Origin of the sequence: Kribbella aluminosa, assembly GCF_017876295.1 — a bacterium.
GTDB classification, from domain to species: domain Bacteria; phylum Actinomycetota; class Actinomycetes; order Propionibacteriales; family Kribbellaceae; genus Kribbella; species Kribbella aluminosa.
Window position 1 is genome coordinate 3,965,242 of the sequence record NZ_JAGINT010000001.1, and the last position, 13,313, is coordinate 3,978,554.

The following is a 13,313-nucleotide window of genomic DNA, read 5'->3' on the forward strand; positions in this document are numbered from 1 at the left end:
GGCCGGGTGCCTAGACGACGCTTGGCTGGGTGTTGCCGGCTTCGCGGATGCCGCGGCGCATGTCGACGCGGGTGAGCAGGGCGAGGCCGATCACGAAGAAGATGCCGAGGGCGACGATCGCGGGGCGGTACGAGCCGGTGAGCTGGTGGACGAGACCGAACACCAGCGTGCCGAGCCACGACGTTCCGCGTTCGCCGGCCTGGTACAGCGCGAAGTACTCCGCCTCGCGGCCCTTCGGGATCAGCTGGCTGAAGGCGGACCGGGACAGCGCCTGGGTCCCGCCCAGCACGATCCCGATCGCGGCCCCCATCGCCAGGAACGGCACGATCCGGTGCGCCGGAAGCAGGAACCCGGCGATCACGATCAGCATCCAGATCACCAGCCCGCCGGTGATCGTCCGGTGCGCGCCGTACCGCGCCGCCACCCGCCCGAACACGATCGCCCCGAAGAACGCGACGAACTGGACCATCAGGATGGTCGCGATCAGCACCTGCGTCTGGAACCCGAGCTGCTTCTCGCCGTACGTCGACGACACCGAGATCACCGTCTGGATCCCGTCGTTGAAGAACAGGTAGGCGACCAGGAACAGCAACGTCATCGGGTAGGTCCGGATGTGCCGCAGGGTCGCCGCGAGCTGCCCGAAGCTCTGCCGCACCAGCCCGCGGCTGCCGACCGGCTCGACGCTCACCGGCGGCCGGTTCCGCAGCCGGACGAACGGGATGATCGTGAACAGTCCCCACCACACGCCGGCGCTGAGCAGGCTGAGCCGGACCGCGGCGCCCTGGCTCATCCCGAGCGCGTCGTGCGCGGTGACCACGGCCAGGTTGATCGCGAGCAGGAGGAAGCCACCGGCGTACCCGAACGCCCAGGCCCGCGACGAGACCGCGTCGCGCTGGTCCGGGGGAGAGATGTCGATCAGGATCGAGTCGTAGACGACCAGTGCGGAGCCCAGACACACGTTGCCGATGAAGAGCAGTAGCGCGCCGAGCCCCCAGCGCCCGCCGCCGACGAACACCATGCAGCAGGCGGACACCGACCCGACCCAGGCGAACCCGCACATCAGCAGCTTCTTGCGGGCCATCCGGTCCGCGATCGCCCCGACCACGGGCAGGAACAGCGCCGACGCCAGTGTCGCGACCGTGACCACGTAGAACGCCAGCGAGCCGGGGGAGATCGCGAGCCCGAGAACGTGCAGGTCGGTGGTGCACGGCCGCTCGGTGGTACCGACGTACCCGCAGGCGTCGGTCTCGGCGACCGAGGTCAGGTACGGCGCGAACAGCACCGTCGCGACCGTGGTGACATAACCGGAGTTCGCCCAGTCGAACAGGCTGAATCCCCAGTACTCACGCTTGTCCACACCGTCCGGGGCGGAAAGAAGTCCCATGCGCGGAAGTGTGTCATCACCTGGGTACGTCGCGGCGTACCGACGGATAACACTTCAGTGCCCGATTAACGCCACTGATCCCGTTCGATCAGTACGTCGCGGAGGATGTCCGTTCGGTCGGTGATGATCCCGTCCACCCCGGCGTCGAGCAGCCGGCGGATGTCGTCCGCGTCGTCGACGGTCCACACGTGCACCTGCTTGCCGCGCGCGTGCGCCCGCTCGATCAGCCCCGGCGTGAGCAGGTGCAGGGCGCCGTACCGCTCCGGGATCTGCAGGCAGGCGCCCCGCGACGGGAGCGCGATCGGCAGGAACCGGATCAGCGCGATCTCCCACTGCCCGTACCCCGTGCAGAGCCGCGGCCCGAGCAGCTTGCGCATCCGGTTGACGCGGGACTGCGAGAACGACGAGACGCAGACCCGGTCGATCGCGTTCGCGGCCCGCAGTACGGCGGCCGACGGCTCCAGGCCGCCCTCCGCCTTGACGTCGAGGTTGAACCGGACGTCCGGGAAGTGCTCGAGCAGCTCGTCCAGGCGGGGGATCGGCTCGTGGCCGTTGATCCGCGCCTTGCTGACCTCGGACCAGGGCAGCTCGGCGATCGGGCCGGTCCGGTCGGTGACCCGGTCCAGCTTGTGGTCGTGGAACGCGATCACCACCCCGTCGCTGGTGGCGTGCAGGTCGGTCTCGACGTACCGATATCCGAGGTCCACGGCGTGCTGGAAGGCGCGGAGCGAGTTCTCGTAGCCGACCAGGTCCGGGTGGTCGGCGCCGCCGCGGTGCGCCATCGCGATCGGGCCGTCGTGGACGAGGTACGGATACACATCCTGAAGTATGTACCGTTGGGTCGGTGACGGTACTCAGCCCCCGCCCCGATCTGTGGACCCTCGATCCGGACGTCCTGCACCTCAACCATGGTTCGTACGGCGCCGTGCCGCGCCGCACCCAGGAGGTGATGGCCGGCCTGCGGACCGAGATGGACGCCAACCCGATGGTCTGGTTCCGGACTGTCGCCGACCGCCTGACCGCGAGCCGGCTGGCGCTCGCCGCGTTCCTGGAGACCGACCCGGCCGGGTTCGCCCTGGTCCCGAACGCCAGCGCCGGAGTGACGGTCGCGCTCCAGACCCTGCCGATTGCGGCGGGCAGCCGGATCGTGCTGACCGACCACGCGTACGGCGCGGTCCGGTACGCCGCCGAGCGGTTCGCGGAGCGGTACGGCGCCGAGGTCGTGAACGTGGGGATCCCGCTGGAGGCCGACGACCGGACCGTGGTCGCGCTGATCGCCGACCAGCTGGACAACGCCGCGGTGCTGATCGTGGACCAGATCACCTCCGGTACGGCGAAGGTGTTCCCGGTCGAGGCGCTGGTGGCCGCCGCCCACGACCGCGGCGTACCGGTCGTGGTCGACGGCGCGCACGCTCCGGCCCTGATCGACGCGCCGGCCGCCGCGGGAGCCGACTTCTGGACCGGGAACTTCCACAAGTGGCCGGCCGCGCCGCGGGCGACCGCCGGGCTGGTCGTCGCGGAGCGCTGGCGGTCGGCGTCGATGCCGCTGATCGTGTCGTGGTCGGAGTACGACGAGCGGATGCCGGAGCGGTTCGACATGCAGGGTACGTACGACTACGCGCCGTGGATCGCCGCACCGGAGTCGCTGCGGGTGCTGGCCGAGCTGGACTGGCCGGCCCGTCGCCCGCAGCTGACCGCGCTGGTCGAGGAGGGCGCGCGGGTCCTCGCGAAGGCGCTCGGGACCGGTGTCGCGGACGTCGCGCACCCGCCGGCGACGATGCGGCTGGTCGAGCTGCCGTCGTCGGTCGACCTGTCCGGCGGTGACGCGCTGAAGATCCGGGTGTCGCGGGAGCTGAAGGCGGAGATCACGTTCACTGGATTCGAGGACCGGAAGTTCATCCGATTGTCCGCGCACGCCTACAACTCACTGGCCGACTACGAGAAACTGTCGGAGGGCCTGCCTAGGCTCCTCGCGTGAACGACATCCAAGGGTCTTACAACACCGCTGCCGCCGACTATCACGCGATTCTGAAGGACTACCACCGGGCGGATCCGTTCGAGACGGGAGCGCTCGACTACTTCGCCGCGCTCGTCCAGGACGGGCCTGTGGGGGATCTCGGGTGCGGGACTGGGCGGATCACGTCGTACCTGGACGGTCTGGGGCTCGATGTGTTCGGGATGGATCTGACCCCGGGGATGATCGAGGTGGCGCGGCGGGAGTACCCGGAGCTCCGCTTCGAGGTCGGGTCGTTGTTCGACCTGGACCTGAAGGACGGCGAGCTGGCGGCGGCGCTCGCGTGGTACTCACTGGTCCACACCCCGCGCGAGGACCTGCCGAAGGCCCTCGCCGAGCTGTTCCGGGTGCTGCGGCCGGGCGGTGTGCTGGTGCACGGGTTCAAGGTCGGCGACGGCAGCCGGCCGCTGACGCAGGCGTACGGTCACGACGTCGACCTGCAGGTCTACATGTACGCCGTACCGGAGGTCGTAGGCCTGCTCGCGGACGCCGGGTTCGTGGAGGTGGCGACACTGACGCGCGCGGCCCTGCCCGCCGAGAAGGACGCCGGGCAGGCCGCGCTCATCGTGCGCAAACCTGCTACCCCTTGATCGCTCCGGAGGTCATGCCGGCGACGATCTGGCGGTTGAAGAACAGGAACATGATCAACGGCGGGATCGTGATCAGCAGGATGTTCATGAACAGCAGGTTGTACTGCGTCGAGAACTGGCTGTTGAAGTTGTAGAGGGTCAGCTGGACGGTCGCGTTCTGGTCGCCGGGGAGGAAGTACAGCGGGTTGGTGAAGTCGTTGAAGACCGCGACGGACTGCACCACGACGACCGTGACGATCACCGATCTGAGCAGCGGGAAGATGACCCGGAAGAACAGCCCGAGCGGGCCGGCGCCGTCGATGACGGCGGCTTCGTCGAGTTCGCGGGGAATGGTGGACACGAAGGCCCGGAACAGCAGGATGCAGAACGACAGACCGAAGGCGATCTCGATCAGGATCAGGCCTGGCATCGTCTTGAACAGGCCCAGCTTCTGCAGCACCCAGATGGTCGGCACGACGGCCGGTGGAATGATCAGCCCGGCCAGGACGAGGAAGTTGATGTACCCGTTCCAGCGGCTCTTCCGGCGTTGCAGGACGAACCCTGCCATCGCGGACAGCACCACCATGCCGGTGACGCTGGCCACGGTGAGGATCGTGCTGTTGATGAAGGCGATGACCAGCATGTAGTCGCGGGCCTGGACGACCTCGATGAAGTTCTGCACGAAGCGGAACTGCTGCGGCCAGGCGAAGTTCAGGTCCGCGGACTGCGTGCGGTCCTTCACCGCGGTCAGCACGATGAACGCGAACGGGACGATGAACACCACGATCGAGACCACGATCGCGACCGCGCTCAACGCCCACTTGCGCGCGGGCCGATGGTTGACGAGTTCTGCGGTGCTCACATGTCCACCTCCTTGCGGTTCAGGAATCGTGAGAGCGGGAGGACGATCGCGGTGACGGTGACGAACAGCACCACGTTGCCCGCGGTCGACAGGCCGTAGAACCCGGCCTGGTACTGCTTGTAGATCACCGACGCGATCACGTCCGAGGTGAATCCCGGGCCGCCCTGCGTCATCGCCCAGATCAGGTCGAAGGACCGCAGCCCACCGATCAGGGACAGGATGATCACGGTGACGGTGGCCGGCCGGGACAGCGGCAGCACGATCCGCCGGAACGTCTCCCAGGACCCGGCTCCGTCGACCCGGGCCGCCTCGATGTACTCACGGGGGATCGACACGATCCCCGCGATGTAGATCAGCGTGGCCAGGCCGACGCCCTTCCAGACGTCGACCGCGGCCACCGACAGCAGCGCCCACTTCGGGTCGGTCAGCCAGCCCGGACCGTTGATGCCGACCACGCTGAGCGCACCGTTGATCAGGCCGCGCTCGGGATTCATCAGCACGGTGAAGGTGAGTCCGACGCCGATCGTGGAGACCAGCACCGGGAAGAACACCACCGACCGGAGGTAGCCGCGGGCAACGATCTGCGAGGTCAGCAGGACCGCGAGCAGCAGCCCGAGCACCACCTTCGACCCGGAGGTGACGACCGCGTAGATCAGCGTGTTGGTGAACCCCTTGACCAGCGCCGGCTCCTGGAAGAACAGCTTGAAGTTGTCCAGCCCGACGAACTTCGAATCGAACAGACTCCACCGGGTCAGGCTGAAGTAGAGAGAGGCGAAGGTCGGGACCAGGAACAGGACGCCGTAGATGATCGCTGTCGGGAGGTAGAACCAGTTCGAGTACGGCCGGTAGACCTTGGATCCGGACGTCGACGTGGTCGCGGCAGTCTGGGCGCTCGCTCGTGGTTTCACCGAGGTGATCGCCACCGACCTCACCAGCCCGCCAGTCCCAGTTGCTGTGCCTGCTTCTTCACGTCCTCGTCGTACCTGGCGGCGCCGTCCTTCGCCTTCCGGATCCCGGAGCCGACCTCGACCGTGATCTGCGACAGCGACGGGCCTTTGACCGGGGACACGAACTCCAGCGCCAGGCTGGACGCGCCCGGCTTGTCGAGGTACGGCTGCATGTCCTTGATCGCCTGCGGTACGTCGGTCGGCAGCGTGCAGCCCTTGACCGCGTACGGACCGGTCGGTGCGCCGGCGGTGGCCTGCGACTTGCAGCCGTCCGGGCTGGCGATGAACGCGAGGAACTTCTTGGCCGCGTCCAGCTTGGCGCCGGTCGTGGTCTTCGGGATGTAGTCGGCGCCCGGGGTCCACACGGTCAGGCCGTTCTTGCTCGCGTCGTCACCAGGCAATGCGAACAGTCCGACGTTCTTGGCCGCGTCGGGGTAGGTGGCGATCATGTTGGCGACCACGCCGGACAGGATCGGGTACTGCGCACCCTGGCCGGTGGCCAGCATCTTGAGTCCGTCCGGCAGCTTGGCCGAGGCGAAGTCCTTGTTCTCGAAGCCCGCGTCGTGGACGGCCTCGGTGTGCACGAATCCCTGCAGCGCCGCCGGCGATGTCGCGTACTTCGCCTGGTTCTTCGTGTACTTGTCGGCGAAGTCCGGCTCCGCGGCCGCGACGTTGTGGAAGTCGCCGAGGACGAACAACTGAGCCGTCCAGGTCTCCCCGTAGGTCTGGATCACCGGCGTGATCCCGGCCGCCTTGATCTTCGCGCTGTTGGCCATGAACTCGGCCCAGGTCTTCGGCGGCGTCAGCCCGAGCCGCTTGTAGATCGGGATGTTGTAGAGCACCGCGCCGCCCATGAACCCGCCGACGGGCACGCCGTACACCTGCCCGTCGGCGGTCACGGTGTTCTTGAAGTTGTCGTCCAGGGTGCCGACATACGGCTGGTCGCTCAGCGACACCAGGTTCTTCTGTGGCGCGATCGCCTGGAACAACGACCCGGTGTTGTAGTTGAACACCTCCGGCATGTCGCCGGTCGACAGCCGCGTCTTGACGATGTTGTCGCCCTCGGTGCCGGCCGGCCGGGTCTCGATCTTGATCGTGATCCCGGCGTTCTTCGCGGTGAAGTCCTTCACCAGTTGCTGCGCGTTCTTCAGATCCTGGTCCTGATTGCCGATCAGGTAGCTGAGCTCGACCGATCCGCTGCTGCCGGAACCGGAGCTGGACCCGAGACTGCCCGCGCTGCAGCCGGCAAGCGTGAGTGAACAGACTGCCAGCAGTGCGAGTCCGCTGGCTCCTGGGCGGAACCTCATCGTGACCTCCAAAGGGGATGTACGGGGCAGCGGGGCGGTCTGGGCTAGTGGGTCAGTGGTGCAGGAGTGCGCCGAGCGCGGCCTTCACGGCCTCCGGGTCGGTGGCCTCGGCGAGGGCGCCGGCCGGTTGGTCCAGGTAGCGCTCGAAGCGGCCGGCGAGTTCGGCGTCGTCGGTGACGAATCCGCTCTCGACCGCGGCGGCCGCGAGCGCGGTCCAGATCGGCAGATTGTCGACGATCTGACGAACGGTGGCGTCCGCGGGCAGTGCTGGCGCCGTGGCGTACGGGTCGTCCACGGTCCACTCGTGCGTACCGTGCCCGACCTCGACGGCCTCCTGCCCGGGTACGTCGACCGTGGCGCGCGAGCCGACCGGGATCGTGACGCTGAGCGTGACGTGTCCGTCAGCGCGGGACCAGCCGACAGACGCCTCGCCGTACGGCGTGAGGTGCTTGGCGGAGGCCTTCGTGAGCTGATCGGTGAACAACGGCCGTACGTCGATGGCCCGGTAGCCCGGCTCCGCCGCCGCGAGGCCCGCGACCCGCCGGTGCATCCAGTCGGCGACGGCGCCGAGGGCGTAGTGGTTGAACGACGTCATCTGGCCGGGGTTGATGCTGCCGTCGGGCAGCATGCTGTCCCACCGCTCCCAGACCGTCGTCGCTCCCATCGTCACTGCGTACAGCCAAGAGGGGCAGCTTGTCTGTAGCAGGAGCCGGTACGCCAGGTCAGGATGACCGGAATCGGCCAGAGCGTCCGCGATCAACGGCGTTCCGACGAATCCGGTACTGATCCGGAAGCCCGACGTACGGACCAGGTCGGCGAGGCGCGCACCGGCACGCTGCCGCTGGGTCTCGGTCGGCAGCAGCGCCCACTGCAGCGCGAGTGCGTAGTTCGTTGCCGAGTCGCTCAATACCCGGCCGCCCTCGGTGGCGTACTCGGCAGCGAAGGCCTGCCGGACCCGCGCCGCCAGGTCGGCGTACTCGCTGGCGAGGTCGGTCTGCCCGACGACTTCCGCGGCCTTGGCGACCACCTCGGCCGAGCGGGCGAGGTGCGCGGTGGCCAGTACGTCGGGGTCGGCCTTGGCGCGGAACGGGTTCTCCGGCGGCGCGGTCGGGTCGAGCCAGTCGCCGAACTGGAAACCGCCGGACCAGAGCAGGTCGCCGCCGGCCAGGCCGGCCATTTTGTCCACCCACGCGCGCATGCTCGGCAGCTGCCGGGCGAGCAGTCCGGCGTCACCGGTGCGCTCGTACAGCACCCACGGCACGATCGTTGCCGCGTCACCCCATGCGGCGGTGGCCGGCGCCTCGTTCCGCAGTACGTCCGGTACGACGAACGGCACGGAGCCGTCCTTCTGCTGCTCGGCCGCGAGGTCGGCGAGCCAGTTCGTGAGGAAGCCGCCGGTGTCGAACAGGAAGCTCGCGCTGGGGGAGAAGACCTGGATGTCGCCGGTCCAGCCGAGCCGCTCGTCGCGCTGGGGGCAGTCGGTCGGTACGTCGACGAAGTTGCCGCGCATACCCCACACTACGTTGTCGTGAAACCGGTCGAGCAGCTCGTTCGACGACTCGAACCAGCCGGTGCGGCGAAGATCGCTGCCGATCACGATCCCCTCGAGGTCCTCTGTGCGCAGGTCTGCGACGCCCTCGACCTCGGCGTACCGGAAGCCGTGGAAGGTGAGCGGCGAGTCGAGGGTGACCTCGTCGGGGCCGGCCAGGACGTAGACGTCGGTGGCCTTCGCGGTGCGGAGCGGGCGGACGCCGAGTTCACCGTTCTCGAGGACCTCCGCGTGCCGGAGCACGACCTCGTCGCCGGCCGATCCGCCGCGGACCTTCAGCCGGACGCGGCCGACCAGGTTCTGCCCGAAGTCGACGAGCGTCTTGCCGGACGGCGAGGTGGTGATCTCGACCGCGGGCAGTACGTCGGTGATCCGGACCGGCGGGCCATCGGGTGCGACGAGGAGGGTCAGGTCGGAGTCGAGTACGTCGACAGGCGCGGGCTCGCCGGGCTGCTTGCGCAGGTCGGTGGTCTGGCCGTCGTACAGGTCGTCGGCGAGCACGTTGCTCTCCCGGGACGTCCAGGTGCCGTCGCTGCCGAACGTGTGCAGCCGGCCGTCCCCGGTGGTGACTTCGAGCTGAGCGAGTACGGCGAGGCGGTCGCCGTACAGCTGGGTCTGGTCCTGGAAGCCGATGCGGCCGCGGTACCAGGCGTTGCCGAGGAGGAACTCGAGCGTGTTCTCGCCAGGTCGAACAAGCTCGGTCACGTCGTACGTCTGGTAGCGCAGGCGGTACTGGTACGCCGTCCAGCCGGGGGCGAGCTCCTCGGTGCCGACGCGCTGCCCGTTGAGCTCCGGGAGGTAGATGCCGTACGACGTCGCGTACAGCCGGGCCTTCACGATGTCGTCCGGAAGGTCCGCCGTACCGGAGATCAGAGGGGCGGGGGAGCCGTGCGGATTGTCGTGCGGGCTGACGAACCGCGCGGTCCAGTCGTCCGCGGCGAGCAGCCCGGTCTCGACGTACGCGGGCTCGCTCCACTCGCTCCAGTCGTCCCCGTTGTCACTGCCGCGGACCCGGACGCGGACCTGCGCGGATTCACGGGAACCGAGCGCTTCGGCCGGCCAGGGCACCAGGACCTGGTCGGGGGACTGCTCGGTATAGACCTGAGTAGAGACCTGAGCGGTGTCGCGGGTGATCTCGACCTCGTACGCCGTCTGTGCGTAGCCGGCGGCCGCGGCCGGGACCTGCCAGGAGATCCGCGGGCTCGCGGTACCGGTCCCGACGACCGGAGCGGCGAGGTGCTCGAAGCGGAGAGCGGTGGGTGCGGCGAGATGCGACATGAGACTCCAACCGACAGTGATGAGCAGGACAGATGAAACGATTCACTGGTCTCTCCGATCCTGCGACCGGTCGTCGTCGGTCACTAGCCCGATGTGCACTCGGTCTAGCACGATCTGCACCTCGGCTCGTATCGTGAAGCATGACCGACGAGCCGGTGACGACGCGCGGCACCGTGCTGCACTTCGTCGAGGGGACGGTCGTGCACGCGGGCCCGCACGTGCACGAGCGGTCGCATCCGCTGCACACGCACAGCTTCTTCGAGCTGGCCCTGGTAATCGGCGGCGACGGCATCCATCACAGCCTGGCCGGCCGCCAGCGGCTCCGGACCGGCGACGCGATCCTGCTCCGGCCGGGGGTCTGGCACGAGTACGTCGAGTGCGACGCGCTCGAGGTGTACAACTGCTGCTTCTCGGCCGAACTGGTCCGCCGCGAGCTCGCCTGGGCGCGCGAGGATCCGCTCCTCGGTTACCTCTTGTGGACCGGGCCGTTCTCCGCGCAGCGCCGCGGGATGCTCGCCACCCACCTCGATCCGGAGACGCTGGCCGAGGCAGTCGGGCATCTGGACGGACTGCGGCAGCTCCGCGACCAGCCGATCGGCCGGCACCGCGGTGAGGTGATCGGCTGGCTGTCACTGTTCCTGAGCTGCGTCGCGCGGACGGTCGCCGATCGGGACGAGCGCCGGGAGGTCACGCATCCCGCGGTCGTCGACGCGATGCGGATGATGGAGGCCGACCCGGCGCGGGAGTGGACGCTGACCGATCTGGCCGGCGAACTGCACCTTGCGCCGGGCTATCTGGTCCGGCTGTTCAAGTCGGTCACCGGGGTCCCCCCGATGGCGTACTTGTCCCGGCACCGGGTCGAGCTCGCGGCCGATCGGCTGCTGCACACGGACCTGCCGATCAACCGGATCGGGGAGTCCGTCGGCTGGCCCGACCAGAACTATTTCGCCCGCCGGTTCAAGTCGCACTACGGGCTGTCCGCGTCGGCCTATCGGCAACGTTTCAATGCCCGGACGTCGAGCCTGTTCTACCGCTGATCAGCAGTTCGAGACCGTCCAGGATCCGCTGCAGCCCGAACTCCAGGCCCTGGTTCTCGCTGCCGGCCGACGTACTCATCGCGGCCACGAGACGGGGGAAGCGCGCGGCCTCGGTGCTGAGGATCTCGGACAGCGACCGCTGCAGATCCTCCTCGGTGAGGCCGGTGCTGCGACCGGGGAACGTCGTCGATTGCTGCGCGATGTTCCGCACGTGGCTGGTGATCACCAGGATCGAATCCAGCTGTTCGCCGCCGGTGAGGCCGGCGCCGGCGAGTCCGGCGAGGCCGCGTTCCATCCAGGCGAGCTCGTTCGGGCCGAGCGGCCGGCGTCCGATCGTCGACTGGAGCAGCCACGGGTGCCGGGTGAACCCGTCGTACAGGTCGAGCGCCCAGGTCTGCAGCGCCTCCCGCCATGGTCCGCCGGGGCGTTCCGGTGGGCTGCTCATCGCCTGGTCGCTCATCACCGCGACCAGTTCGGTCTTGCCGGGGACGTGGCGGTACAGCGCCATCTTGGTCACCGGCAGGTCGTCGGCGACCCGTTGCATGGAGACCGCGTCGAGGCCTTCGGCGTCCGCGATCGCGATCCCGGCCGCGGCGATCTCCGCCAGCGTGATCGCCGGTTTCGGGCCGCGGGTGCGGGCCGGTTCCTTGCCCCAGAGCAGCTCGGTCATCACTTTCCTTCCGCCATGGACTTGAACTGTGTCTACCATACACATTACTGTGTCCGGCAGACACAGTTACTGCTGAGGGAGACGATCATGAAGGTTCTGATTTCGGGTGCGAGCGTGGCGGGGCCGTCGGCGGCGCTCTGGCTGGGACGGGCGGGGCACGACGTGACCGTGGTCGAGATCGCGCCGGCGCTGCGGCAGGGCGGGTACGCCGTGGACTTCCGCGGCGAGGTGTTCACCACGGTCCTGGAGCGGATGGGCGTGCTGGACGAGCTGCGGTCGCTGCAGACCGGCGGCAACGCGATGCGGTTCGTGGACGAGTCGGGGCGCAAGCTGATGCGGCTGCCGGCCGAGTTCGCGGGCGGCGAGCTGGAGGTGCTGCGCGCCGATCTGTCGCGGGTGCTGTACGAGCACAGCCGGGCGCACGCGACGTACCGCTTCGGGGACTCGATCGCGGCTCTGCACGAGCACGCCGCGGGGGTGGACGTGCGGTTCGAGAGCGGGATCGAGGACACGTACGACCTGGTCGTCGGTGCGGACGGGATGCACTCCGTCGTACGCCGGCTGGTGTGGCCGCAGGAGCAGGTGGTCGAGCGGCACCTCAACTACTACGTGGCCGGCTGGGAGGTGCCGAACACGCTCGGGATCTCCGGCGACTCGCTGATGTACAACGTGCCCGGGAAGCTCGCGAGTGTCGGCGCGGACCGGCGTGATCCCGGGCTGGCGGGAACCCTGTTCCTGTTCAAGTCGCCGGTGCTGCAGTACGACCGGCGGGACGTGGACCAGCAGAAGGCGATCATTCGCCAGCAGTTCGACGGGCTCGGCTGGCACGTACCGGAGCTGCTGAACGGGTTGCCCGCGGCAACCGAGTTGTACTTCGACTCGATCAGCCGGGTGCGGGTGGACCGCTGGTCGACGGAGCGGATCGTGCTGCTCGGCGACGCGGGGTACGGCGCGACGTTCGGCGCGCTCGGTACCGGTACGGCGGTGGTGGGCGCCTACGTGCTGGCGGGGGAGCTGGCGCGGGCCGACTTCCGTACGGCGTTCGACCGGTACGAGGCGGCGCTGCGGAAGTCGGTGTCGACGACGCAGGACGGCAGCCGGGCGGGGTCGTTCCTGGCGCCGGCCAGCCGGTTCGGGATCGTCGCGCGGAACAAGATGCTCGACCGGCCGTTCTTCCTGAACCAGATGCTCAAGATGGCGCAGAACATGAGCGAGCTGATCGAGCTGCCTCCCTATTCAGTCAAGGAGGGGCACTTTGTACAGGAATGACTCCCACGAGTCGGGCAGCCAGCCCGGCACACCCAGCACGGCCAGATAAAGCCAGACGCCGACGACCACGCAACCGGAGAGCGCGGCGGTCCCCAGCCCTTTCAGCCAGCCGGGCTGCTTGCCGGTCCAGGTGGTCAGCGACTTCACCCAGTCCTTGACCCGGTACAGCAGCCGCTGCGCCCACTCGAACTCGCTGGCCAGTACGGCGAGGCCCGCGATGAACAACGGGATCCCGCCTGGGCCTGGCAGCCAGCCGGTCAGCGGGGCTGCGATGATCAGCAGACCACCGAGCACGCCCACGCCGATGCGGTAGAACAGCAGCTTCTTCGGGTTCTCCCGGATCCGGCGCCGCCATTCCCACCGGTCGTCCGCAGCGTCCAGCGTGATGTTGTCGTCGGTGCGGTCGGGACTCTCATGCTCGGCCACG

12 protein-coding genes are annotated in these 13,313 nt (G+C 68.7%); 4 read left to right on the top strand and 8 right to left on the bottom strand.

Features of this window, described 5'->3' with window-relative positions; genetic code table 11:
- Positions 1-10 precede the first annotated feature (10 nt).
- A complete protein-coding gene (locus tag JOF29_RS18925; RefSeq protein ID WP_209695487.1) occupies positions 11-1,384 on the bottom strand; it encodes an MFS transporter in 1,374 nt (457 codons plus the stop codon).
- 65 nt (positions 1,385-1,449) lie between these two features.
- Positions 1,450-2,202, bottom strand: coding sequence for a glycerophosphodiester phosphodiesterase family protein (locus tag JOF29_RS18930; RefSeq protein ID WP_209695488.1), 753 nt, complete (start codon positions 2,200-2,202; stop codon positions 1,450-1,452).
- A 26-nt stretch (positions 2,203-2,228) separates the two neighbouring features.
- On the opposite strand from JOF29_RS18930, the gene JOF29_RS18935 reads away from it, so the two are divergent.
- Positions 2,229-3,362, top strand: coding sequence for an aminotransferase class V-fold PLP-dependent enzyme (locus JOF29_RS18935; RefSeq protein ID WP_209695489.1), 1,134 nt, complete (start codon positions 2,229-2,231; stop codon positions 3,360-3,362).
- A complete protein-coding gene (locus JOF29_RS18940) occupies positions 3,359-3,988 on the top strand; it encodes a class I SAM-dependent methyltransferase (RefSeq protein WP_209695490.1) in 630 nt (209 codons plus the stop codon). Before JOF29_RS18935 ends, JOF29_RS18940 begins: the two co-directional genes overlap by 4 nt.
- On the opposite strand, the gene JOF29_RS18945 is transcribed toward JOF29_RS18940, so the two are convergent.
- From JOF29_RS18945 to JOF29_RS18960, 4 genes are read right to left on the bottom strand one after another with little or no spacing between them, the layout of a single operon-like run.
- Positions 3,978-4,829, bottom strand: coding sequence for a carbohydrate ABC transporter permease (locus JOF29_RS18945; RefSeq protein ID WP_209695491.1), 852 nt, complete (start codon positions 4,827-4,829; stop codon positions 3,978-3,980). The two genes, JOF29_RS18940 and JOF29_RS18945, sit on opposite strands and share 11 nt — an antisense overlap.
- Entirely contained in the window at positions 4,826-5,752 is a 927-nt protein-coding gene (locus JOF29_RS18950; RefSeq protein WP_307863457.1) for a carbohydrate ABC transporter permease, read from the bottom strand. The genes JOF29_RS18945 and JOF29_RS18950 overlap by 4 nt, the downstream gene beginning before the upstream one ends.
- Before the next feature lie 5 nt (positions 5,753-5,757).
- Positions 5,758-7,083, bottom strand: a complete 1,326-nt coding sequence (locus JOF29_RS18955) for an ABC transporter substrate-binding protein (protein ID WP_209695493.1) — start codon at positions 7,081-7,083, stop codon at positions 5,758-5,760.
- Positions 7,084-7,135: 52 nt separating this feature from the next.
- The gene (locus JOF29_RS18960) at positions 7,136-9,910 is read right to left on the bottom strand and encodes an alpha-L-rhamnosidase (protein ID WP_209695494.1); all 2,775 of its coding nucleotides are present in this window, start codon (positions 9,908-9,910) and stop codon (positions 7,136-7,138) included.
- A gap of 140 nt (positions 9,911-10,050) precedes the next feature.
- Between JOF29_RS18960 and JOF29_RS18965 the strand changes: the two genes are divergently transcribed.
- Positions 10,051-10,947 carry a helix-turn-helix transcriptional regulator gene (locus tag JOF29_RS18965; protein WP_209695495.1) on the top strand — a complete coding sequence of 299 codons (897 nt, stop codon included), beginning with the start codon at positions 10,051-10,053 and terminating at the stop codon, positions 10,945-10,947.
- On the opposite strand, the gene JOF29_RS18970 is transcribed toward JOF29_RS18965, so the two are convergent.
- Positions 10,913-11,617 (bottom strand): TetR/AcrR family transcriptional regulator, encoded by a 705-nt coding sequence (locus tag JOF29_RS18970; RefSeq protein WP_209695496.1) that lies wholly within the window; start codon positions 11,615-11,617, stop codon positions 10,913-10,915. The genes JOF29_RS18965 and JOF29_RS18970 overlap by 35 nt on opposite strands.
- An 87-nt stretch (positions 11,618-11,704) precedes the next feature.
- Here JOF29_RS18970 and JOF29_RS18975 point away from each other — a divergent pair, with 87 nt between their 5' ends.
- A complete protein-coding gene (locus tag JOF29_RS18975) occupies positions 11,705-12,886 on the top strand; it encodes an FAD-dependent monooxygenase (RefSeq protein ID WP_209695497.1) in 1,182 nt (393 codons plus the stop codon).
- Here JOF29_RS18975 and JOF29_RS18980 read toward each other — a convergent pair.
- Positions 12,854-13,312, bottom strand: a complete 459-nt coding sequence (locus tag JOF29_RS18980; protein WP_209695498.1) for a PGPGW domain-containing protein — start codon at positions 13,310-13,312, stop codon at positions 12,854-12,856. The two genes, JOF29_RS18975 and JOF29_RS18980, sit on opposite strands and share 33 nt — an antisense overlap.
- Position 13,313: the final 1 nt, after the last annotated feature.